Here is a 22,432-nt window from a genome sequence, read left to right as displayed (position 1 = left end):
ACAGGTGCTTACCTAAAAGGAGGGATGCCTCTTACTCGCACCCTCCTGTAAACCCATTGGCACTGAACCTGGTCTGTACGGCTCCTTGAAGCCCTCCATTGCTTAGTTGGATCACTAGGTTATTGTTCCCGCTGCCATCACGTTTAGGGGTGCAATATTCAAATAAGTAAAAACTATTCGCTTGTTCAGAAACCCGTTGAGAAATCTGGGTAAACGTGGTTTCCAACTCTTCCTTATTCCCAGCAAAAACACTTGCCGTTTTTCCTATTTCCGTCAATACTTGGGTGTCAATTTCAGCACCAAGACCAATTGTAAAGAAAGAAATATTTCTATTTGCTTCATTCACGGATCGTAACGCAGCTTCCTCTGTAAAACGAGAAGCCTGATCTGTACCGTCAGTAAACAAAACTATTGAAGCAGCTCCTATTACAGATGACGCATTGTTTTCTTTGATAAGGTTTTCGGCAATATCCGTAGATTTAATGACAGCACCGTACAAGTCTGTTGAGGGGTCTTTACTTATATCCTGAGTAATTCCGTCAATGGAGGCAATAAGTTCTGCTGAAGAAGATGTCAACGGATTAAGAAGGTGCAATTCATTTTCTCCATCAAACCAATAAATTGCTATTTTAAAAGAATCCGTTTCCGGGGACGGAATCACATTGGTGATAAAACTTGTTGAAGCTGTCTTTAACTCTTCCAAGCTGCCTTCTAAAACACTATTGCTCAAATCTAAAATCAATAAAGTATTGTTACTGAAAACCTGTGAGTTTGAAGAAATTCTGGCTTGTGACTCAGAAGATGAAATTGTATTAAAACAATCATCGTTTCTACCTTGTTCATATATGGTGAACTGATTTGCGGTTAGACCAGAGATAGGATTGCCCAGAAGGTCAGAAACTTTGAAGAGTATAGAAACTTTGCCGGGTAGAGTCGTAAATTGATCCTGAATAGACAACAACAGTTCGTTATCTTCAAAACCAAGACAATTATCTGGGTCTTTACCTTGGCCCAATTCACCTTGATTTAGGTCAAAACTGGCATCATCATCTGCATTTCCGCAGGAAGAAAGAACTAGGGTAAATATTGCGATAAGAAAGTAGTGCAGCTTATTTTTCATTTTATAATAGTTGAGGTTCTGATTGCAAAACGCTCATTTTGTTTGAAAATTACTTTGTAAACCGCCAATAGATTTAAAGAAAAGTTAAAAAAAGTCTTGCATTGTTAAAAAAAAACCAATCAAATCAAATTTTGGTAACTTCAACAAGAAATCAAATTGAAATTCAATCAATTCAAGAAACTATGCCAACGTATCAAATTAAAGTCAATGGAGAATCCAAAACAGTAGATGTTTCTGAGGACACTCCAGTTTTATGGGTGCTAAGAGATCATTTAGATTTGGTCGGCACCAAGTATGGATGTGGAATTGGGCAATGTGGAGCTTGTACCGTTCATGTGGACGGAACAGCTATGAGAAGTTGCTCCATGACCTTGGCCCAACTAGACGGGAAATCCATTACCACAATAGAAGGATTATCTGAAGATGGAACGCACCCAGTGCAGGAAGCTTGGAAAGAGGTTGATGTTCCGCAATGCGGGTATTGCCAGGCGGGGCAAATCATGACAGCCTCAGCATTTTTGGAAAACAACCCAAAACCCACAGAAGAGGATGTTAAAAATGCGATGCATGGCAATATATGCAGGTGTGCTTCCTATTCTAGAATTCGTAAAGCTGTGATGATAGCAGCAGAAAACATGGATTAATCCAACGCCAACTTTTTACATCAAAAAACAACAACAATGTCAACAAATACAACATTAACATTCAGCAGAAGGGCTTTTATGCGAACTTCGTCACTAGCAGGTGGCGGTATGCTGATTGGTTTTAACTTATTCCAGGCGTGCAAGCCAAAAGCCGCACCACCAATAGATCTTTCCCAACTAAACTACAATGATTTCAACGCTTTCATCAAAATTGCGGATAATGGGGCAGTTACCATTTTTTCTCCCAACCCTGAGATTGGTCAGGGTGTAAAAACCTCCATGCCAATGATCATTGCAGAGGAGCTTGATGTAGCATGGAAAGATGTTTATGTTGAACAAGGTATTCTAGATACTGAAAACTATACAAGACAAGTGGCAGGTGGAAGTCAGTCCATTCGTCATGGATGGGATGCCCTTAGACAAACGGGAGCAACGGCAAAACAAATGTTGGTCAATGCTGCAGCGGCTCGTTGGGGAGTGGATGCATCAGAATGTGCTGTTAGTGAAGGTGTCATCACCAGCGCCGCAGGAGAAACTCTAGGTTATGGAGATGTAGTAAAGGACGCTTCAATGTTGGAAGTTCCAGAAGATGTGGCATTAAAAGAACCAAAAGACTATAAAATTATTGGTAAGGACGCCCCCAATGTGGATATTCATAAAATTGCCACTGGAAAACCATTGTTTGGATTGGACTATAAAGTTGATGGAATGGTCTATGCCGCCGTGGTACGCCCACCGGCTTTTGGCCATAAGTTAGTTTCGTATGATGATTCTGCAGCAAAAGCAATGCCTGGAGTTTTGGATGTTATAAAAATTGGTGAAAAAGTGAGAGGGCTTCTTGAAGAAGACCCTAGTTTTTCCAGTAAAATATCTTCAAGTGATAAGGTGGTAGTGGTTGCTGAATCTACGTGGCAGGCAATGAAAGCAAAAGAAGCCATAAAAGCAGAGTGGGAGGAGGACACTTCATTGGAAAGTACCGAGGAGCATGATAAAATACTCACAGATTTATTGGACGGTAGCACCTTTAAAACAGAACGTTCAGATGGTAATATAAAGAGAGCTTTTGCTGAAGCCGATGAAATTTTGGAACGTACATACGAGTCTCCTTTTTTACCTCACAATTGTATGGAACCAATGAATTTCTTTGCTAATGTTACTGAAGAAAAAGTACACTTGGCAGGACCAATTCAGACTCCTGCCTGGAAAGCCGGGCTGGTAGCCAAAATGCTTGGAAGAGAAGAAAGCGATATATATTTAGAAATGACCCGAATGGGTGGTGGTTTTGGTAGAAGGTTATATGGCGATTTTGTGATAGAAGCTGCAGAGATTTCCAGTACCATCAAAAAGCCTGTAAAAGTGGTCTATTCTAGAGAAGACGATATGGAAGATGGCATATATAGAATGGCCATTAAATATAGAATCAAAGCAGGGGTAAAAGATGGAAAAATTACAGCTTACCATTTAAAGGAAGCGGCCATAAACGACAATATGTATGGGTTGATTCCTAATTTCTTTCCAGCTGGTGCCATAGAGAATTACCAAGTGGACACCGCGAATTACAGAAGTAATATCACCACAGGGGCTTGGAGAGCACCTTACACCAATTTCTTGGCCTATGCAGAGCAGAGTTTCTTTGATGAATTGGCGGAGTTAATGGAAGCTGACAAAATTCAATTGCGATTGGACTTACTTGACAAAGTAAAACCAGAAGAAGATGAGAGAATTCAGTATTCTCCAGAGCGTATGAAAGAAGTCATTAAAGTTGCCGTAGAGAAATCTGGATGGGGAGCTAAACCAAAAAACATATATCAAGGATTTGTGAACTATTACTGTCACAATACACATGTAGCAGAAGTCGCAGATGTTGAAATTGAAAATGGGGAGCCCGTTGTAAAGAAAATTACATGTGTTGTAGATTGTGGAATCGTTGTTAACCCATTGGGAGCCCTGAACCAGATTGAAGGCGGAGTAATAGATGGCGTTGGGCATTCCATGTATGGTGAATTGCAATTTGAGAACGGCAGACCCACAGCAAGTAATTTTGATAAGTATCGAATGATCAGAATGAGGGAGGCACCTCTAGTTGAGACACACTTTATAAAGAATGAGTATTCACCTACCGGACTGGGCGAACCAACTCTCCCTCCAGCAGGTGGGGCTGTTGCAAACGCGTTTAAAGCAGCCACTGGAAATAGACTCTATAAACAACCATTTACCAAAACACCAGAACTTTTAAAAGTACCGAGTAAGGAAATTATAGGTTGATTTTTATGACGATATTATTATTTGGGATTACCAAAGATATTGTGGGGAGTTCCACATTATCTGTCCCCACATCGAGTGTTACAGGTAGAAAAATTCCAAAAACAGTAAAAGAATTAAAACAGTTTCTAGGAGAAACATATCCAGAACTAAATAAACTATCCTCGTTGGCTGTTGCAGTGAACAATGCATATGCAGAGGATAGCGAAACGATTAATTCTTATGATGAAATTGCGCTAATTCCTCCTGTAAGTGGAGGTTAATAGGGGCAGAAATGGTATCTTTCGATAGCTATGGAGGATAAATTATGTTGATAGACAATCACAATAGAAAAATCAATTACCTAAGACTTGCAGTAACAGATAGATGTAACTTGCGTTGCAATTATTGTATGCCTTCAGAAGGTATTGATTTTGTGAAAAACGACAAACTACTATCCATAAAAGAACTCATTCAAGTGAGTAGGATTTTAGTAGATCAGGGAATAGATAAAATCAGAATTACGGGGGGAGAGCCTTTTGTAAGGAAAGATTTAATGGTTTTGCTAAGGGAGTTGACCAAGATGAATGGTTTGGATGATATTTCCGTGACCACAAATGCCACATTAATTGGTCCATATATTGATGAATTAAAACAACTTGGCATTAAGAACATCAATGTTAGTTTGGATTCTATAAACAGGGATACATTTGAGCGCATTACCAGAAGAAATCAATTTGATACAGTACACAATAATTTAATCCGATTGATTACTGAAGGTTTTAACGTCCGCATTAACTTTATTGTCTTAGATGGCCAAAACGAGCAAGACATTCTCCCCATTCTTGAAGTGATGAAACATTATAATGTTTCAGTTAGGTTTCTGGAAGAAATGCCTTTTAATGGAGGTTCCAAAAATTTCGCTTCGATCAAATGGAATTACAAGGCAATTCTAGAGCACATAAACAAAGAATATCCAGATTTTGAAAAGTTGGAATCTCCAGATACATCCACTTCTATCAATTACAAAATAAAAGGACACAAAGGAACATTTGGTATTATTCCATCTTTCAGTAGAACTTTTTGTGGTAGTTGTAATAGACTTAGAGTCACGGCTACAGGAGATGTGATTACATGCTTGTATGGAAAGCCAAAGACAAATCTAAGGGATATTGTCCGCTCAAATTCAGCAGAAGAAAATATAAAGAGTGCCATTTTAACAGCAATTGGAAGCAGGGCAAAAACAGGTTTTGACGCACAAAAGGAACATTCCACAACTGTTTTTGACAACTCCATGACATCCATTGGGGGGTAACCATTATAGTACTAATTTTCAGTATGAAAGAAAGTGAGAGAAATGAAGCCACCAAGTTATATGGCTTGGTGTTGGCAGGAGGGAAAAGTACCCGAATGGGTTCTGATAAAGGATTGATAAAATATCATTCAATACCCCAACAAGAGTACCTTTATAATCTCTTGGAGCATACTTGTGACAAAGTTTTCCTTAGCGTACGTGAAGAGCAACAATCTGTTGTGGACGATATCTTCAACAGTATTGTGGATCAAAATGAATATCGAGGCCCATTCAACGGAATATTAAGTGCCCATAAAGCGTATCCAGATGCAACTTGGCTAGTACTTGCTTGTGACCTTCCTTTGATTGATTTGGAAGCATTAAAACATCTATCGGATAATAGGAACCCCAATAAATTGGCAACGTCGTACGCTACAAAAAAAACCAACTTACCAGAACCTCTGATTACAATTTGGGAACCTGAAGGATTAAAAAAGGCAATACTCCATTTACAGACCTCTGAAAGCAGTTGCCCTAGAAAATTTTTGATTAATTCAGATGTTGAACTGGTTAATCCCGAGCATGATGAAGTGTTATACAATGCCAATTCTATTTCGGATTATGAATACATCAAATCTAAGCTGGAAACGACAGATGAATTCTAGGTATATCAGACAAACCAGTCTAAGGGATTTTGGGGAGAATGGCCAAGCAAAGCTTTTTAAAGCCAAAGTTTTAGTGGTTGGTCTTGGAGGCTTGGGATTGCCTGTTCTTCAATACCTTAATGCCATGGGTGTTGGAACATTAGGTTTAATGGACCAAGATGTTGTTGAAATGCATAATCTGCAAAGACAAGTCCTGTACACAGAAAAAGACTTGGGAAAGTTGAAATTGGAAGTAGTTCATAATAAACTTACCGCACAAAATTCTCAGACAACCTTTAAAACACACGATACTTTCCTTACCAAGGAAAATGCATTAAAAGTCATTGAGAAATATGATTTGGTAGTTGACGCTACGGATAACTTCCCAACTCGTTATCTTATCAATGATGCCTGTGTTATATTAAACAAGCCTTTTGTCTATGGCGCACTGCATGGCTTTGAAGGCCATATAAGCGTTTTTAACTATAACAACGGGCCTACATATCGTTGTTTGTATCCAGAAATGCCAAATGCAGAAGAGATTCCCAATTGTAATGAAAATGGTGTTCTTGGGGTTATTCCTGGAATTATGGGAACATTGCAAGCTTTGGAAGCGGTAAAAGTTTTAACAGGAGTAGGGGAAGTGCTCTCAGGCAAATTAATGGTGTACAATGGATTGAATCAGTTTGTTAGTAAAATCAGTTTTAAAACCATTCCTGAAAACAAGAAAATAACACGACTTCAAGATTTTTACGAACCTGTAGAATGCGATGTAATTCCTTCCATCGGAGTAAATGCTTTTCAGACATTGAGGCAATCTAAAGAAAAATATACTTTGATTGACGTTAGGACAACAGAGGAATTTGACCAAAGCCATTTGAATGAAGCCATTAATGTACCATTGGATAATCTTGACAATTTTGAGCGTCAAATTAGCACGGACAAAGAGGTTTACATTATCTGTCAATCCGGAAAAAGAAGCGAACTGGCATTAAAACATCTTCAAACAGCCTACCCAAATTTGACTTTTTATCATATTTTAGGAGGTATGAATAAAATGATGACCGTATGTCCCTAGCCTCTGGCGATTTTATTTTACTCCTTTTTTCTTTTTTCATAGTCGCAACCCTATACTCTGCGGTTGGTTTTGGTGGTGGTTCAAGTTACTTGGCTATTTTAACATTGGTCTTAACCAGCTTTTTTGCCATAAGGAGTACGGCTCTTTTATGCAATCTAACAGTGGTTCTTGGAAGTTGTTTTTTATTTTACAAAAATGGACACTTACATTTTAGAAAATTTCTTCCTTTTATAGTCACAAGCATTCCCCTTGCATTTCTTGGAGCATCATTTAGATTACAAGAACATGTTTTCTTTATTCTTTTGGGGAGTTCCTTGATTATTTCTGCTGTGGCACTTGTCTATCAAACCTTAAGGCTTAAGCCAAAAGTCAGTATTAAAAAGTACCCGGGTTACGTTTCTTATATTCTCGGTGGTGGTATAGGACTGCTATCTGGCCTTGTTGGCATTGGTGGCGGTATTTTCTTGGCCCCTGTACTTAATCATATGAAATGGGACAAACCCATTGAAATAGCTGCCTTGGCAAGCTTCTTCATTCTAGTTAATTCTGTTTCTGGTATTGGAGGGCTGTTTTTGAGCAATTCATTTGAAGTATTTTGGCCTGGAATTCTTGGGCTTTTGTTTGCAGTACTATTAGGAGGCCAGATAGGAGTTAGACTCAGTATAGGAAAACTATCCTCTAAACGCATTAAATTGCTTACCGCATTTCTTGTTTTATTTGTTGGAATACGCGTATTACTTAAAAATGGATTGGAATTAACCATATTTTCATGATTTCATTTAAAACTGCACTACACAAGGTTCTGGACAATATCCAAGATTATGGAAACGAATATGTTGACCTAATGCAATCCAATAACAGGATTCTTGCTGAAACCATTTTGGCTGATAGAGATTTTCCTCCCTTTGACAGAGCTACTAAAGACGGAATAGCTATTTGTTTTAATGGCATTTTATCTCCGGATCAGACTTTTAAAGCTACAGGGATTGCACAAGCGGGAAGCCCACAAGAAGTTTTGGAAAAAAACACCGAATGTATAGAGGTAATGACTGGCGCCATGGTTCCTGAGCATGCAGATACGGTGGTGATGTATGAACATATCAACGCGGAGCATGGTACTTTTTCATTGCTCAAACCAGTTACTAAAGGTCAAAACATTCACTATAAAGGAAGTGATGTTGCCATAAGTGATGTGCTGCTTAAACCGGGTATTCAAATAACAGCTGCAGAAATAGGCGTTTTAGCATCTGTTGGGAAATCTGAAGTTCTGGTAAAAAAACTTCCTAAAATAGCGGTTATCGCTACTGGCAACGAATTGGTTGGAGTAGAAGAAAAACCGCTTCCGTATCAGATTAGGAAATCAAATTCATTTACACTTAAAGGATTGCTGATCAAGGAAAGCATTTCTGCAGACCTGTATCATCTTGCCGATAACCCAGATGTTTTAAAGAAAAAATTGGAAGTCCTTATCACCGACTATGATGTTTTGCTTTTAAGCGGTGGTGTATCCAAAGGTAAATTTGATTTTTTGCCTGAAACCTTTAATACTCTGGGAGTAGAAAAAATATTCCATAAAGTGCTACAACGCCCTGGCAAACCATTCTGGTTCGGAAAACTCAAATCTAAGAGCACCACCATATTTTCGTTTCCTGGGAATCCAGTATCAACGTTTGTCAACTACCATGTTTACTTTAAACCTTGGCTTAACAAAACTTTAGGAATAGCTACTACGGAATTTGCAGTATTTTTAAATGAGCCAATACACAACAAAACAGAATTGACTCTTTTTATTGGGGTTATTATCAGTAAGATAAATGGTGAAATGTTTGCAAAAATGCTTAAAACCACAGGCTCTGGTGACCTTATAGGTCTTTCTAAAGTTGATGGTTTTATTCAACTAAGCCCTAAAGAAGAATTAGATGAAGGCAAGAAATTGGTACCGTTCATACCCACAAGAAGGATAATATAGCATGACACACGAGTTAAAGACGATAATTCAACAATACGAAGAAAGAAAGCAATTAGGCGAAACTGCAGTATTGGCCACCGTTGTTGCTTTGGATGGGTCCTCTTATCGTAGACCGGGAGTTCGCATGCTGATTTTTGAAAATGGGGATATGGTAGGTGCTGTAAGCGGGGGGTGTGTTGAGAAAGAAGTGTTGCGACAGGCACAATCCGTTTTCTCTGGCAAAGTCCCAAAAGTAATGGTGTATGATGGAAGGTATAGATTGGGATGCGAGGGAGTTTTATATATTCTTCTAGAAGTCTTTAAACCAAGTGAACATTTCCTAACGCAGTTTTGGAACACCATCAATGAGAGAAAACCATTTTATATAAATTCATATTTTAAAAAAGAACATAGTGAAAACGAAACGTATCATACTGTGTTCAATTTTGATGACGCTTCCTTTTTCGTGAATTCGATGATGGAAAATGTAACTAGTGAACTTCAAAACTTCAAGCAGGAAATGAATCCGTGCTTCCAACTCATAATCATTGGTGCCGAGCACGATGCTGTTCAATTGTGCAAATACGCTTCTTTAACTGGTTGGGAGGTAACCGTTGTGGCAAATCCCAAAGAAGAAAAGACAGAAAGCGATTTCCCTGGAATAAAAAAACTCATGGCCTCAGAGCCCGAGGCCTTCCAAATGGAGATGGACAAACAGACAGCCGTGGTTATAATGACGCACAGTTTTGTGAAAGATTTACAGTTCTTAATGGCGCTCAAGGATGAAAAAGGGGCATATATGGGACTTCTGGGACCATTGAGAAGACGTGAGAAGCTCTTTAACGACCTCTTGGAAAGATGTCCCGATATTTCGGAAGAGTATCTGGAGCAAATTCATGGGCCAGCTGGAATTGACATCGGAGCAGAAACACCTCAAGAAATTGCCATTTCCGTAATATCAGAAGTCTTGGCAGTTGTTAATGAAAAAGAACCATCTCTTTTAAAAGATAAAGTCGGAAAGATTCATATTTAAGTAATGTCTGACGGGATTTCAACTCTAATATTGGCCGCAGGGGCATCCAAACGGATGGGGAATAAGGTTAAGCAACTATTGCCATGGGGGAATTCCACCCTTATAGAAAACACAGTGGCTACTGCAAAACAGGTCTCCGATTCGGTCTTTATTGTTTTAGGCGCTAATAGAGAAAAGATAAGAGAGTCCACATCTTTAGATGCAGAAATCATCCATAATCCGAATTGGAAAGCTGGCATGGGCAGTTCAATCTCCATAGGGGCTGAATACATTTTGAAACATGCAGAAGGTAAAAATGGACTTTTGATCATGTTAGCCGATCAACCATTAATTGATGCATCCTATTTAAATCAGTTAAAAAAAGAATTTGATCAGGATGATTTTAAAGTCGTAGCAACTTCCTATGAAAACAGACTTGGAGTTCCTGCAATTTTTCATCAATCCATTATCCCAGAATTAACGCATTTGAATGGAGATTATGGAGCAAGGCATATCATTAAAAAGTATCAAGCGACCATTAAGAGCGTACTTCCCAACGGAAAAGAGCTGGATATTGATACTCCGGAAACATACTCACAACTAATTGATAATATGAATTTTTAATATGAAAACCTCTACTATTACTTTAAGCTTATTACTGTGCTTATTTTTTTCAAACGCTCAAGAAATGGGCTTTGAAGAGTATAATCCAAAACCCACCTTGGTCGTTCCAGAAAATCCGGTCAACAAAGCCAAATTTCCATTTATAGATGTCCATAGTCATCAATTTAGAATGGCAACCCAAGATTTATCTGGTTTAATAAAGGACATGGACAAAATGAACATGGGAGTTATGGTGAATCTAAGTGGAGGTTCTGGAGAGGGGCTGCGTGCAATGCTCAAAAATGTTAATGATAACTATCCCAATAGGTTTGTGGTTTTTGCAAATGTTGATTTTAGTGGGGTTGGTAATTCAAATTGGGGAGAACTGGCAGCTGCGCAATTGGAGCTAGACGTGAAAAGTGGCGCCAAAGGATTGAAAATTTATAAAAGCTTGGGATTACGAAATAAGGACATAAATGGAAATAGAATAGCAATAGACGACCCTAGATTAGATGCCATATGGGAAAAGTGTGGAGAACTGGGAATTCCTGTATTAATACATGCTGCGGATCCAAAATCATTCTGGGACCCTATGGATAAGGATAATGAAAGATGGTTAGAATTAAAGACCAGGCCAAGAAGAAAGCGCTCTGCAACCAATCCAGCCCCTTGGCAGCAAATTATTGATGAACAACATCGCATGTTCAAAAAACATCCCAACACAAAATTCATCAACGCCCACATGGGATGGTACGCCAACAATTTAGATAGGCTAGGGGAGTTAATGGATGAGATACCAAATATGTCTGTAGGCATTGGCGCCATTATAGCCGAGTTGGGAAGACAACCAAGAAGGGCAAAAGAATTCTTTATAAAATATCAAGATCGCATTCTTTTTGGTAAAGACAGTTGGAAACCACAGGAGTTCCCTACCTACTTTAGAGTTCTGGAAACTGCTGATGAGTACTTTCCATACTATAAAAAGTACCATGCCTTTTGGGCCATGTATGGATTGGATTTGCCCGACATTGTCTTACAGAAGGTATACTACCAAAATGCCATGAGGTTAATACCAGGCTTAGATGCTGCACTATTTAAATAAGTATCAATATAATGTTTTGATAGTTATTTTTGTGAAGTAGAATTTGATTTATGCATAACATTGATAAAAAATGTCATGGCTAATTCAAAATTTTTCAAAAGTAAATTCACTTTAATAATTTGTGCTTTACTAATAACATCCTGCACCAGTAGTGATGATGGAGGTGATGATGAAAATGAGACCACTGTCGCCACCGTTACAGGTTTTTATACTGGTTCTATTGGAATTACTATTAATGGAGACAACATTACCGTTCCAATGTCTTTGATCGTGAACATGGCCTCTACAAATAAGTTTGAGGGAGATTTTTTTGAGACCGGTAGCTTTACGCCCTGTTGCAGTAGTAACGCTCAAGATGGTACATTCAACTTTGATTACAACCCCCAAACTATGTCGTTGACCAATTTTATAATATGGGTAGATTTTAATATTGACCCGGAAAATCCTTGCACAGGCACTTATACAGGTTCCGGCACTTTGGATACAAGTGGAAATGCGAACAGGATGGTTGTTCAAATGAATGTTGATGATTGCAATGTTTCAAATACACCTGCTGTGTTTACACTTACAAAAGTCAGCGAACTATAAGCCTGTACTGTTCTTTTGTTGAAATTCACTTGGGGTAATTCCTTCTATCTCTTTAAAAACCCTGAAGAAAGTAGTTTCTGATTGAAACCCCACCATTGTAGATAGTCCAGTTAAGTTATAGTTTTCAAACTCTTTGCTCAACAAGAGTGTTTTAAATTCAGAAACTCTAATTGAGTTTAGATATTTTCTAAAACTGGTTTCCTGTTCTTTAAAGTAATGACTTAACCTGCTTTTGTCCACTCGTAATTCTTTTGCAAGGTTCGAAATGGTCAAATTTGGATCAGTATACAGTTTTCCTTCAATCAAATGTTCTCTTAGCTTAATTGTCAATTCATTCATTCCAGCAGGATCAATATCGGTTTTTTGATATAATCTACTTGGCACAAAAAGGGATTTGAACTTGAAGAATTCAGTAATTGAAAACAGCAACAAATAAGTGTTGATCAGCAAGCCTATAGGCATAAAAACATATCTATTTAAAGTAAAAAAGTTTGCGGCAAAAAATGGGGAATTTGTCAAATAGGGTAAGATGTTATACAAATTGATGGCGAAATAATAGCTTAACAGAACATGCATAAAATACCCATACCTTCTCTTAACCCTTGGAGACAAAGGTTTTACCTTATTTTTTTTGAACTCTATTATTCCAAAAACAAGATAAAACAATGAAATTGCCACTAAAACGTAGCCAAGAGAAATAACTGTCCAATAGTAATTCTGGGTATAAAAGGAGCTATATCCGAACTTAATGGTCAAATACGCAATATGGATTATAAAAGGAAAAGTCAAATGTGCCAAAACATGTTTCTTCAACCTCTTTTTTGGAGTTTGCGCAGTAGAAACATAAAGATAAATGAGAGGTCCAAAAAAGAGATTTTTACCCGCACCCAGTAATAAGCTAAGAAAGAAGCTTTCCTTAACTATGTTCCAATAAAGATTGTTGATGAATATAGCCCCAATGAAAAAACAAAGCGCTCCTAAGATAACAAGCCTTAATTGTCTCTTATAAAAGTAAAATACGGAAATTAACAGAAGTTGGATATTGATGCATAGCATCACTCCATTATAAATAAGATCAGGATAAGCTTGGTTCAATGGTTAACAGGGTTTACTCAAAAGTAAACAATGCTATTAAAGGATAAAAGTCAATCCTTTTCCAAATCTTCATTTTGGGAGTCATACTCTTGAGAAATTCCACAAGAAATCTGTTTTTTAACCAACGATTTGGATTTCTTGCGCCTTACCAAAACTTCAATTTCTTTGTTTAAAAACTGCATAGGAGGCATTTAATAGATAACTAACGGAATTCTTCTTACTTTATTTTGAGCCTAACTGGCCGCTATATTAGTGCTCATTTGCCTTTCAATATATTCCAAAACAACCATCCAGTTCATTTTAAGTATTAAAGCTGCCGTAGGAAGGTTATCCTCTTCAATCGCCCGGACAATGGCTTCGTTTTGGTTGTCTACATTTTCATAAAAAGAGGCATCCTGTCCAAAACCCTGTTCATAAAAAAGAAGTCTTGCTTTAAGGTCCTCCAAAATTTGTAAGAGAACGGTATTGGTACATTTATGTACCAAAAGGTGATGGAATTGAAATCTTACTTTTAATCTGGTCATAAAAGTATGTGATTGTTGCAGTTTCAATTGTTGCAACCGCAATGACCTAACATCCTCCTCAGAAAAAATAGAGTTCTCAAGTGCCATTACCTCAAGCTGGGCAATGGTATCATAGAGATTCTTAGCCTCCTTTTTGGTTAGCGTGGACACTACAAATCCTCTATTGGGAACAGCTTTTATTATTCTTGCTTGTTCCAATTGACTTAATGCTTCTCGTATGGGTGTCACACTAACCCCAATTTTACGAGAAAGAGCGGCTAGATTAATGGTTTTGCCAACTTTTAATTCACCCTTCTGTATTTGTTCAAGTAAATGTGCTTTTACCGTATTACGCAAAATCTGGTGCGGTTGCATACCGCTAAGATACAAATCGTATACGATTTAACGCTTTAATGGTCATATTTTGCCTCTAACAACAATTATAATATTTCATTTTCCTCTTGAACTCGCATTGTAGAAATATGTATATACCTCTTAACAAACTAAGTACACCCAAAAAGGGACTGTCATGAGTTTTGAAACAGCACAATAATTACTAAAAGAGATATTTAAAGAGTTGAATTAAATCCTTAATTTTCTGCTTTGAAAATTGTAACTGTTCATATGAAACTTCACTACACCTATTTTTTTGCTATTTTCCTTTTAATTGCTTCTTGTAAAAAAGATGAGAAGATACAAGTTGTAAATTTTTATGAAACTCAATTATTTAAGGATGTACAACTGGCAGCCGTTTTCAAGGATTCAAAGACCTTTGTTGATTTAGTGCCAAAACGAAACATTTCGATTCTTGAAGCTGAATATCTTTCTCAAAAAGAATTGGATGGTTTCGACCTTAAAGAATTTGTAGGCGAAAATTTTGAGGATCGATCAATGAAGGCCTTGGAGTTTGAAACGGATACCACCAAAACAATGTATGAGCATATAACACATATGTGGGATATGTTGACCAGGGGGCCAGACAGTGTTGTCCCATTCTCCTCAAGGATCTCGCTTCCAAAAAAGTATATCGTACCAGGGGGTAGGTTTCAAGAAATATACTATTGGGACAGCTATTTTACGATGGAAGGCCTTTTGGCAGACGACCGGGATGACCTAGCGAAAAACATGGTGGATAACTTTGCCTTTTTGGTAAATTCAGTTGGTTTTATTCCAAATGGCACCAGGGACTATTACAAATCAAGGTCGCAACCTCCTTTCTTTTCCCTTATGGTGGATGCTATTGCCAGAAAAGATGAAAATCTTCTTCTATACTATGTGCCAGAACTGGCCAAAGAATATGAATTTTGGATGCAAGGCAGTGAGACCGTTGTTCCGGCCCGACCACAACAGCATGTGGTGGATATAGGTGAGCCTGCATACCTAAATAGATATTGGGATAAGGAGTTTACCCCAAGACCTGAAGCTTATAAGGAAGATTTGCATTTGGCAAGTGAACTGGAATCTGATTCTTTGCAGCAATTACTCTATAACAATCTAAGATCTGCAGCTGCTTCTGGATGGGATTTTAGTTCTAGATGGTATGGTGAAAAAAATGAATTCAGTACTACTGAGACAACCTCTATTTTACCAATAGACCTAAATTGCCTGTTGTATTTTATGGAGCGAATTCTTTACAAGGCCAGTACGATGAAAGGAGACGAAAATGCAAGGACTCAGTTTTACAGAAGATCTCAATCAAGAAGGTACTCGATCAGACAATATTTTTGGAATAATGAAACTGGATTTTTTCATGATTACAATTTCAAGAAAGAATCCATAACACCAGAACTTACATTGGCCGGTGTTTACCCTTTATATTTCAGTATTGCCACAAAAGACCAGGCGAGGCAAGTCAAAGATGTCATTATGTCCTCATTTTTAAAAGAAGGAGGTTTGGTAACCACATTAGACCATTCAGGACAGCAATGGGATGCCCCCAATGGATGGGCTCCTTTGCAATGGATTGCAGTTAAAGGGCTTTTAAATTATGGGTATGAAGAAGAGGCAGTGGAAATTATGACCCGTTGGTTGGCTTTGAATGAGAAAGTGTACAAGGATACTGGAAAAATGATGGAGAAATACAACGTAGAAGATTTAACGTTACTATCAGGTGGGGGAGAATATGAGACCCAAGATGGGTTTGGGTGGACCAATGGTGTTGCACTTGGTTTTAAAAAGATGCTCGAAGAAATGGAAGCACAAACCCCATAACTTATATTACGTTTTTTCGTAAGTTTTTCAATTGTTTTCGAACCAATTGAACACTAATCATCAATCAAAAAAATGTCAAAATCCTTATTGTTCATCCCGGATATATCTGGGTATACCAAATTTATTCAGACTACAGAGGTAGAGCATAGCCAACATGTAATATCTGAACTTCTTGAGGTGCTTCTTAACGCAAACACACAAGATTTAAAATTGGCAGAGATTGAAGGAGATGCACTCTTCTTTTATAAAGAAAATGACATTCCATCGCAAGAGAATCTCTTAGCACAGATTGAATCAATGTTCACCGCTTTTTACAGTCATCTTAAGATGCTTGAAAAAAATAGGATTTGTCCCTGTAATGCTTGCGCTACAGCACCAAATCTCCAATTAAAGATTGTTGCGCACAGTGGTAATCTTCAACATATTGAGGTTCAAGGAAACAGAAAACCCTTTGGAGAACAAGTAATAGAAGCGCATAGATTGCTAAAGAATTCTGTGGATAGCGATAATTATGCGCTAATAAGCAGGACCTTGGCCCTAGATGTTATGCTATCCCCTTATTATTCAAGCAAAATTTTTAGGTTTAGACAGGGCTCAGATGTTTATGACGATAAAGAAATCGATTATATCTATTCAATAATAGATCCAAGTGAGCTTAAACTAAGGGCTTTTGATAAGCCCAATAATGTCCATTTCGATAGACCACCTCAACTAAAAATAAAGAAAGTATTCCCTGTAGCTGCCGAGGAACTTTTGGAATACGTGACAAACTACGCATACCGACACAATTGGACCGAAGGAATAGACAGATTGGAATATAAAGAAAATGAAGTTACAAGAGCTGGTTCTGAACATATCTGTGTTGTTAATGGAAAGCATTTAAATTTCACGACGGCTACAAAAGAGGTAAAGCCGGGGAGTTTAATTTATGGTGAGTTTACCACAAGTCCGCCACCAGTAGATGAGTTTTATCAGTTCTATATTTTTACTCCTATCTCCGAAAACAGCTGCGAATTGGAAATGGAATTATTTTGGACTGCCAAGTCACCAATTAAAAAACTAATAATGGCTCTTTTTGGCAAAAAAATATTTAGGAAGAATATTGAAAAAGCTTTGGGAGGATTGTTGAATTTTGTTGAAAGCAACGAATAGTCTAAGGTTATTTTATATATTATGGACTATGCTACCAAGTCTAATGTTGAGCTGTTTTTAATACATAGGCTGGATGGCCTATTTATTTTGGAAAGACCAAATTAACAATTGTATGGCAACGGGATATTCGGGAACACCGCTTTCAAAAAAGTTGGGCATTAAAGAGGGCTTTTCAATTCTTCTTGTAAATCAACCATCCCATTACTTTGAGCTATTTACAGACTTTCCTGACGATGTAACTATTCTTAAAGCCGCAAAATTTGAATCTGCAGACTTTGCTCACCTTTTCTGCACTTCTTTGAAAGAATTGACTACCCTTGCTAACAATTGTAAAAACAGTTTAAAAAAGAACGCTTCCTTATGGATTAGTTGGCCCAAAGGTTCATCTAAAATAGAAACAGATTTAAAACGAGAACCCATCCGTGAGTACCTTTTGTCCATAGGTCTTGTAGATGTAAAAGTCGCAGCTATTGATGAGGACTGGAGCGGGTTAAAATTTGTTTATCGATTAAAGGATAGAAAATAGTTCATATCTTTTTTGAACAGCATCAATTATTTTCACATTTCTTTTAGAAATAAGCCTGTTGCTTTTGGTTATCTTTCCGTGCTTATTCAACCAAAAAATCTACACATGAAACTCAGCTCAAAGATTTATTTCAAACTCCTTTTATTCGTTTTTTTTTCATTTCAATTAACAGCACAAACGCCTGATTCTACCACTTTTGATGGATTGGAATTTAGAAGCCTTGGTCCTGCTTTAACATCAGGGCGTATAGCGGATATTGCAATACATCCAAAGAATGAGAGTGTATGGTATGTAGCCGTGGGTTCTGGCGGAGTATGGAAGACTACCAATGCAGGAACTACATGGAAACCAATTTTTGATAGTCAATCCAGCTACTCCATTGGCTGTGTTACCATAGACCCCAATAACCCAAGTACAATTTGGGTAGGTTCCGGAGAAAATGTGGGAGGAAGGCATGTAGGATTTGGAGATGGTATTTATGTGAGCCATGATGAAGGAAAATCTTGGAAAAATATGGGGCTAAAAACCTCAGAGCACTTATCTAAAATCATAGTTCATCCAGAAAATTCAAATGTTATCTGGGTTGCATCGCAAGGTCCTCTTTGGAGCAAAGGAGGGGAACGTGGTTTTTACAAATCTATTGATGGAGGTAAAACATGGAAAAGAACACTTGGAAATAGTGAATGGACAGGGGTTACGGATATTGTGATGGATCATACAAATCCAGATATATTATATGCTGCAACCTGGGATAGACATAGAACCGTTGCTGCTTACATGGGCGGCGGACCCGGTTCAGGAATTCACAAAAGTACTGATGGAGGAGATACTTGGACAGAACTGACCAATGGAATACCAAAATCGAACTTGGGTAAAATAGGATTGGCAATTTCTCCCTTTGATCATGAAACCATATTCGCGGCAATTGAATTAGATCGTAAAAAAGGAGGATTGTTCATAACAAACAATCAAGGAGCTTCATGGACAAAACAATCAGACGCTGTTTCTGGAGGTACAGGACCACATTATTATCAAGAGCTATATGCATCCCCACATCAAAAAGGCAAGCTGTATTTAATGAGTAATTATGTTCAAGTCTCTAACGACAACGGGAAGCATTTTGAACAAATGAACGAGGACAAAAAGCATGTGGATAGTCATGCTATGGCATTTAAAAAATCTAACCCCAATTATGTGCTTTTTGGTACAGATGGTGGATTGTATGAATCTCATGATTTAACAAAAACATGGAGGTTTTTTGGAAACCTTCCCCTTACACAATATTATAAGGTTGCAGTAGATGACTCTGCTCCCTTTTATAACATTTATGGTGGTACACAAGATAATGGGTCTCATGGCGGCCCTTCTAGAACAAGAAGTAAAGCTGGGATTTTAAATTCGGATTGGTGGATTACCTTAGGAGCAGATGGTCATCAATCTGCTACAGAACCAGGAAACCCGGATATAACATATGGCGAATTTCAACAGGGATGGTTATGGAGAATAGATCAGACAACAGGGGAGACCGTTTTTATTCAGCCACAGCCTAAAGCGGGAGAGCCACATGAACGCTTTAATTGGGATGCACCAATTTTGGTGAGCCCACATAATCCACAGCGCTTGTATTTTGCATCTTATCGTGTCTGGAAATCTGAAAATAGGGGGGATGATTGGACTTCAATTTCCCAAGATTTAACTAGAAACGAAGAGCGCCTGACCTTGCCAATTTTAGGAAGACAACAAAGTTGGGACAATCCTTGGGATGTGGGTGCAATGTCCAATTACAACACCATTACATCGTTGGCTGAGTCGCCTTTACAGGAAGGTCTTATATATGCTGGAACCGATGATGGAATTCTTCAGATAACGGAAAATGGCGGAGATACATGGAAAAAGGTGATGTTAGGAAATATAAAAGGAGTCCCTAATAGAGCGTTTGTGAATGATGTGCGTGCGGATTTATATGATGCAAACACGGTTTATTTGGTACTTGACAACCATAAAGCTGGAGATTACAAGCCATATCTTTTAAAAAGTACTGATAGAGGTAATAGCTGGACATTTATTAATGGGAACCTACCTAAAAAGCTGATTACCTGGAGAATTGTTCAGGATCATAAAAAAAGAGGCCTTTTATTTGCTGCCACAGAATATGGCATCTATTTTACAAGCAATGGTGGGAGTAGTTGGTTACAACTTGAAGGAGGTCTACCGACTATATCCTTTAGAGATGTTACTATTCAAAGAAGAGAAGACGACCTAGTTGGTGCTTCTTTTGGTAGAGGTTTTTACGTTTTGGATGATATTTCGGCCTTACGTGATTTTGACTCATCTAAAATGGCGGAGACCACTCTTTTTAAGGTAAAGCCCGCATATTGGTATATTGAGAAAGATGAAGTTTATGGTCAAGGAAATTCCGAATATGCTGCAAAGAACCCTGGCTATGGAGCAACATTCACATATTTCTTGCCTAAGAAAATGAAATCGCTAAAAGATGTAAGAACGGAGAGGGAAAAAGAACTTAATAAGCAAAAAAGTAATGTTTCTTTTCCTGGTTGGGAGGCTTTGGACAAGGAAAAAAACCAAGAAAAGTCTGCAATTTTATTGCTTGTAAAAGACAGTAATGGCAAAGTTGTCAATACTGTAAATGGTACAAACAAGAAAGGATTTAATCGCGTTTCTTGGAACCTTACTTACGCTGATAGAACAGGGATTAAATTAAAGAATCCAAAGAGCGATGATGATGATTTCTTTGGATCTCCATTTTTAGCTACACCGGGAACTTATTCTGTTGAACTATATCAACGCATTGATGGAGAATTAAAGCAGCTTTCCAGTGCGCAATCTTTTGAAGTTAAACCTTTATCCAAAGGAGCGCTGCCTGCCAAGCCAACCACAGAAATAGATGCTTTTAGAGCCATGTACCAAAACTTCCAGCAGGATTTGACAGCAACAAGTTCCGTATTAGAGAAAGCTATTGCAGATGTAAATGCTATGAAGCGTGCCTTTGATGAAGCTACAACCCCAACCACGACTTTAGCGTCTAAAATACATAGTGCTAAATCGCTGTTACAATCACTTAGTAAGCAGATGAATGGTAGTCCTGCAAAAAATGAAGTAGGGGAGAAGAACCCTCCATCTCCAAATGACGGAAGCTTTATTGGTTTGGTAGCATTAAGAAATACCTACGGACCAACTGGGAACCATAAAATCGCTTTGAAAAGAGCTGATGATCAATTGAAATCAATTAAAAAGGAGTTGAGCGTTCTCGTTAAAAACACACTCCCTTCGCTTGAAACAGAATTGAAAGCGGCAGGAGCACCTTGGATTGAAGGTCAGGGGCTCATAGAGGATTAAACTTTAGGTTACAAATGAAAACAAACATTCATTTCGTTTTATTTATATGCCTTTTTTTTACCCTTGGGCTACACTCCCAATATGTAGAACATGACTGGCTAGAACGAGATGAGTGGATGAAAACCGCTACTCTATTAAAAATGGCGGGTGTTAGCGAAGGAGATAAAGTAGCTGACATTGGATGTCATGAAGGGTATTTATCAATTCATTTGGCCAAAAAGGTTTTAGATCGAGGAAAGGTGTATGCCGTTGATGTGCGACAAGATCGGTTAGAAACTTTACAGAGGAATGCCAAGAAAAGGAACCTAACCAATATTACGACGGTTTTAGGAGACTATGATGACCCAAAATTACCTTCGAATCAACTGAATGTAGTTTTTATCATGGATACGTATCATGAAATGGATTCCCATGAGAAAATCCTTCAACATGTAAAGAGTTCTTTAAAGCCTGGTGGAAAGTTGATGCTTTTAGAGAAACTGAAGAAAAGAGTGAGAAACAAATCAAGAGAGGAACAGGTTAGCGCCCATTCATTGGGTGCTAACTATGTTCGTAAAGAATTGCAACAAGCTGGTTTCACAATTATTTCTGAAATAAAAGACCACGGCAAATGGGAAAGGGAGGATGACAAACAAATGTGGGTGCTGTTGGCTCAAAAACCAGAATAGCACTTTTAGCTATTCTCTATTTAGCTCCTCCTGCAAAGTTTCGTAAGATTTAATCCAACTATAAAGTTTACCGCCCAAACTGATTATTGGGCTGGAAATGGTGTCCATCTCCTCAGGAGATTTGGCCAAAAAACTACCAACCTGTTTTTTAACCTCTTGGTTTTCACTGAGCACAACATTCCTAAAAAGATAATTTTCAGCGGTTAGCTTTGTGACTATGCTATCACAACTGCTACAATCGGTAGTGGTATAAATGGTTATCTGTTTCTTTGGTTTTATTTTGGGTGGCGGAACATCCAAAATTTCAAACTCCTTTTTAACCGCTCTTTTAGATAAGCTGTCATTTACAATCAGTTTTTTCGTATAGACCGGTTTTTTGTCCCTAAAAAGAACAATGGTCTTTAAATGCACTTTGGAGGTAGCGGGAACTCTAATAAGTCTTGGTTTTGCGGCACTTTGTCTAAAATTCTTGCCGCTAACTTCAAAAAGGACATCATAATCTTTGAACGTCCTGTTCTCAGCAAAAAAAGTAATCCTATTGTTCGATTCTTTTTCAACAACCTTAACAGGGTTTACTTGCCCATATAGTTGAGGGAAATGAAGGCAAAAGAGAATAAATAAAAGTCTAAACATAAAAATGTATTAG

Annotated in this window: 22 protein-coding genes; 17 read left to right on the top strand and 5 right to left on the bottom strand. The window is 38.0% G+C overall.

The genetic code is table 11. The features are described 5' to 3' along the window. Positions 1–31 precede the first annotated feature (31 nt). Positions 32–1,120 (bottom strand): vWA domain-containing protein, encoded by a 1,089-nt coding sequence (locus DKG77_RS11920; RefSeq protein WP_109663251.1) that lies wholly within the window; start codon positions 1,118–1,120, stop codon positions 32–34. Positions 1,121–1,302: 182 nt separating this feature from the next. Between DKG77_RS11920 and DKG77_RS11915 the strand changes: the two genes are divergently transcribed. The 12 genes from DKG77_RS11915 (at position 1,303) to DKG77_RS11860 (ending at position 12,274) form a co-directional block, all read left to right on the top strand. Then, positions 1,303–1,764 (top strand): (2Fe-2S)-binding protein, encoded by a 462-nt coding sequence (locus DKG77_RS11915; RefSeq protein WP_109663782.1) that lies wholly within the window; start codon positions 1,303–1,305, stop codon positions 1,762–1,764. Between the two features lie 36 nt (positions 1,765–1,800). Then, a complete protein-coding gene (locus DKG77_RS11910) occupies positions 1,801–4,029 on the top strand; it encodes a xanthine dehydrogenase family protein molybdopterin-binding subunit (RefSeq protein ID WP_243414919.1) in 2,229 nt (742 codons plus the stop codon). Positions 4,030–4,034: 5 nt separating this feature from the next. After that, entirely contained in the window at positions 4,035–4,289 is a 255-nt protein-coding gene (locus DKG77_RS11905) for a MoaD/ThiS family protein (RefSeq protein WP_109663249.1), read from the top strand. A gap of 44 nt (positions 4,290–4,333) precedes the next feature. Continuing rightward, complete coding sequence (moaA, locus tag DKG77_RS11900) at positions 4,334–5,320, top strand: GTP 3',8-cyclase MoaA (RefSeq protein WP_109663247.1); 987 nt, start codon at positions 4,334–4,336, stop codon at positions 5,318–5,320. A 23-nt stretch (positions 5,321–5,343) separates the two neighbouring features. Beyond that, positions 5,344–5,964 (top strand): NTP transferase domain-containing protein, encoded by a 621-nt coding sequence (locus tag DKG77_RS11895; protein ID WP_109663245.1) that lies wholly within the window; start codon positions 5,344–5,346, stop codon positions 5,962–5,964. Beyond that, positions 5,921–7,021, top strand: a complete 1,101-nt coding sequence (locus DKG77_RS11890; RefSeq protein ID WP_243414918.1) for a HesA/MoeB/ThiF family protein — start codon at positions 5,921–5,923, stop codon at positions 7,019–7,021. Before DKG77_RS11895 ends, DKG77_RS11890 begins: the two co-directional genes overlap by 44 nt. After that, entirely contained in the window at positions 7,012–7,794 is a 783-nt protein-coding gene (locus tag DKG77_RS11885; protein ID WP_109663242.1) for a sulfite exporter TauE/SafE family protein, read from the top strand. The genes DKG77_RS11890 and DKG77_RS11885 overlap by 10 nt, the downstream gene beginning before the upstream one ends. Further along, the gene (locus DKG77_RS11880) at positions 7,791–8,990 is read left to right on the top strand and encodes a molybdopterin molybdotransferase MoeA (RefSeq protein WP_109663240.1); all 1,200 of its coding nucleotides are present in this window, start codon (positions 7,791–7,793) and stop codon (positions 8,988–8,990) included. Before DKG77_RS11885 ends, DKG77_RS11880 begins: the two co-directional genes overlap by 4 nt. 1 nt (position 8,991) lies before the next feature. Next, the gene (locus DKG77_RS11875; RefSeq protein ID WP_109663238.1) at positions 8,992–10,002 is read left to right on the top strand and encodes an XdhC family protein; all 1,011 of its coding nucleotides are present in this window, start codon (positions 8,992–8,994) and stop codon (positions 10,000–10,002) included. 3 nt (positions 10,003–10,005) lie between these two features. Next, a complete protein-coding gene (locus DKG77_RS11870; RefSeq protein ID WP_109663236.1) occupies positions 10,006–10,605 on the top strand; it encodes a nucleotidyltransferase family protein in 600 nt (199 codons plus the stop codon). Positions 10,606–10,669: 64 nt separating this feature from the next. Next, on the top strand, positions 10,670–11,686 hold the full coding sequence (locus DKG77_RS11865) for an amidohydrolase family protein (RefSeq protein ID WP_243414917.1): 1,017 nt from the start codon (positions 10,670–10,672) through the stop codon (positions 11,684–11,686). 75 nt (positions 11,687–11,761) lie between these two features. After that, positions 11,762–12,274: a hypothetical protein gene (locus DKG77_RS11860; RefSeq protein WP_109663233.1), complete on the top strand. Its 513-nt coding sequence runs from the start codon at positions 11,762–11,764 to the stop codon at positions 12,272–12,274. On the opposite strand, the gene DKG77_RS11855 is transcribed toward DKG77_RS11860, so the two are convergent. The 3 genes from DKG77_RS11855 to DKG77_RS11850 are packed head-to-tail and all read right to left on the bottom strand — an operon-like array spanning position 12,269 to position 14,247. After that, a complete protein-coding gene (locus tag DKG77_RS11855; RefSeq protein ID WP_109663231.1) occupies positions 12,269–13,369 on the bottom strand; it encodes a helix-turn-helix domain-containing protein in 1,101 nt (366 codons plus the stop codon). The two genes, DKG77_RS11860 and DKG77_RS11855, sit on opposite strands and share 6 nt — an antisense overlap. Before the next feature lie 50 nt (positions 13,370–13,419). Beyond that, on the bottom strand, positions 13,420–13,551 hold the full coding sequence (locus tag DKG77_RS17220; protein WP_279305972.1) for a hypothetical protein: 132 nt from the start codon (positions 13,549–13,551) through the stop codon (positions 13,420–13,422). A gap of 51 nt (positions 13,552–13,602) precedes the next feature. Further along, positions 13,603–14,247: a GntR family transcriptional regulator gene (locus DKG77_RS11850; protein WP_109663230.1), complete on the bottom strand. Its 645-nt coding sequence runs from the start codon at positions 14,245–14,247 to the stop codon at positions 13,603–13,605. Between the two features lie 249 nt (positions 14,248–14,496). On the opposite strand from DKG77_RS11850, the gene treF reads away from it, so the two are divergent. The 5 genes from treF to DKG77_RS11825 all read left to right on the top strand — a co-directional run bounded on the left by treF (position 14,497) and on the right by DKG77_RS11825 (position 21,786). Continuing rightward, the gene (gene treF / locus DKG77_RS11845) at positions 14,497–16,083 is read left to right on the top strand and encodes an alpha,alpha-trehalase TreF (protein ID WP_109663228.1); all 1,587 of its coding nucleotides are present in this window, start codon (positions 14,497–14,499) and stop codon (positions 16,081–16,083) included. Between the two features lie 72 nt (positions 16,084–16,155). Further along, the gene (locus DKG77_RS11840; protein ID WP_109663226.1) at positions 16,156–17,235 is read left to right on the top strand and encodes a DUF2652 domain-containing protein; all 1,080 of its coding nucleotides are present in this window, start codon (positions 16,156–16,158) and stop codon (positions 17,233–17,235) included. A gap of 112 nt (positions 17,236–17,347) precedes the next feature. Further along, the gene (locus DKG77_RS11835) at positions 17,348–17,761 is read left to right on the top strand and encodes a DUF3052 domain-containing protein (protein WP_109663778.1); all 414 of its coding nucleotides are present in this window, start codon (positions 17,348–17,350) and stop codon (positions 17,759–17,761) included. A gap of 105 nt (positions 17,762–17,866) precedes the next feature. After that, complete coding sequence (locus DKG77_RS11830) at positions 17,867–21,118, top strand: WD40/YVTN/BNR-like repeat-containing protein (protein ID WP_109663776.1); 3,252 nt, start codon at positions 17,867–17,869, stop codon at positions 21,116–21,118. A gap of 14 nt (positions 21,119–21,132) precedes the next feature. After that, a complete protein-coding gene (locus tag DKG77_RS11825; protein WP_109663225.1) occupies positions 21,133–21,786 on the top strand; it encodes a class I SAM-dependent methyltransferase in 654 nt (217 codons plus the stop codon). A 9-nt stretch (positions 21,787–21,795) separates the two neighbouring features. On the opposite strand, the gene DKG77_RS11820 is transcribed toward DKG77_RS11825, so the two are convergent. Further along, entirely contained in the window at positions 21,796–22,419 is a 624-nt protein-coding gene (locus DKG77_RS11820) for a hypothetical protein (protein ID WP_109663223.1), read from the bottom strand. Positions 22,420–22,432: the final 13 nt, after the last annotated feature.

Origin of the sequence: Flagellimonas aquimarina, assembly GCF_003149745.1 — a bacterium.
In the GTDB taxonomy this organism is placed as follows: Bacteria; Bacteroidota; Bacteroidia; order Flavobacteriales; family Flavobacteriaceae; genus Flagellimonas; species Flagellimonas aquimarina.
The sequence above is the reverse complement of the archived record's forward strand: the minus strand, read 5'-3'. Positions and strand labels throughout refer to the sequence as shown.

Excerpts from the sequence above, each read along its gene's own strand:
- DKG77_RS11890 (WP_243414918.1), top strand. The coding sequence starts at position 5,921 with ATGAATACATCAAATCTAAGCTGGAAACGACAGATGAATTCTAGGTAT.
- DKG77_RS11865 (WP_243414917.1), top strand. The coding sequence starts at position 10,670 with ATGGGCTTTGAAGAGTATAATCCAAAACCCACCTTGGTCGTTCCAGAA.
- DKG77_RS11850 (WP_109663230.1), bottom strand. The coding sequence starts at position 14,247 with ATGCAACCGCACCAGATTTTGCGTAATACGGTAAAAGCACATTTACTT.
- DKG77_RS11885 (WP_109663242.1), top strand. The coding sequence starts at position 7,012 with ATGTCCCTAGCCTCTGGCGATTTTATTTTACTCCTTTTTTCTTTTTTC.
- DKG77_RS11820 (WP_109663223.1), bottom strand. The coding sequence starts at position 22,419 with ATGTTTAGACTTTTATTTATTCTCTTTTGCCTTCATTTCCCTCAACTA.
- DKG77_RS11920 (WP_109663251.1), bottom strand. The coding sequence starts at position 1,120 with ATGAAAAATAAGCTGCACTACTTTCTTATCGCAATATTTACCCTAGTT.
- DKG77_RS17220 (WP_279305972.1), bottom strand. The coding sequence starts at position 13,551 with ATGCAGTTTTTAAACAAAGAAATTGAAGTTTTGGTAAGGCGCAAGAAA.
- moaA (WP_109663247.1), top strand. The coding sequence starts at position 4,334 with ATGTTGATAGACAATCACAATAGAAAAATCAATTACCTAAGACTTGCA.
- DKG77_RS11860 (WP_109663233.1), top strand. The coding sequence starts at position 11,762 with ATGGCTAATTCAAAATTTTTCAAAAGTAAATTCACTTTAATAATTTGT.
- DKG77_RS11880 (WP_109663240.1), top strand. The coding sequence starts at position 7,791 with ATGATTTCATTTAAAACTGCACTACACAAGGTTCTGGACAATATCCAA.
- DKG77_RS11875 (WP_109663238.1), top strand. The coding sequence starts at position 8,992 with ATGACACACGAGTTAAAGACGATAATTCAACAATACGAAGAAAGAAAG.
- DKG77_RS11915 (WP_109663782.1), top strand. The coding sequence starts at position 1,303 with ATGCCAACGTATCAAATTAAAGTCAATGGAGAATCCAAAACAGTAGAT.
- DKG77_RS11830 (WP_109663776.1), top strand. The coding sequence starts at position 17,867 with ATGAAACTCAGCTCAAAGATTTATTTCAAACTCCTTTTATTCGTTTTT.
- DKG77_RS11910 (WP_243414919.1), top strand. The coding sequence starts at position 1,801 with ATGTCAACAAATACAACATTAACATTCAGCAGAAGGGCTTTTATGCGA.
- DKG77_RS11840 (WP_109663226.1), top strand. The coding sequence starts at position 16,156 with ATGTCAAAATCCTTATTGTTCATCCCGGATATATCTGGGTATACCAAA.
- DKG77_RS11905 (WP_109663249.1), top strand. The coding sequence starts at position 4,035 with ATGACGATATTATTATTTGGGATTACCAAAGATATTGTGGGGAGTTCC.
- treF (WP_109663228.1), top strand. The coding sequence starts at position 14,497 with ATGAAACTTCACTACACCTATTTTTTTGCTATTTTCCTTTTAATTGCT.
- DKG77_RS11835 (WP_109663778.1), top strand. The coding sequence starts at position 17,348 with ATGGCAACGGGATATTCGGGAACACCGCTTTCAAAAAAGTTGGGCATT.
- DKG77_RS11825 (WP_109663225.1), top strand. The coding sequence starts at position 21,133 with ATGAAAACAAACATTCATTTCGTTTTATTTATATGCCTTTTTTTTACC.
- DKG77_RS11895 (WP_109663245.1), top strand. The coding sequence starts at position 5,344 with ATGAAAGAAAGTGAGAGAAATGAAGCCACCAAGTTATATGGCTTGGTG.
- DKG77_RS11870 (WP_109663236.1), top strand. The coding sequence starts at position 10,006 with ATGTCTGACGGGATTTCAACTCTAATATTGGCCGCAGGGGCATCCAAA.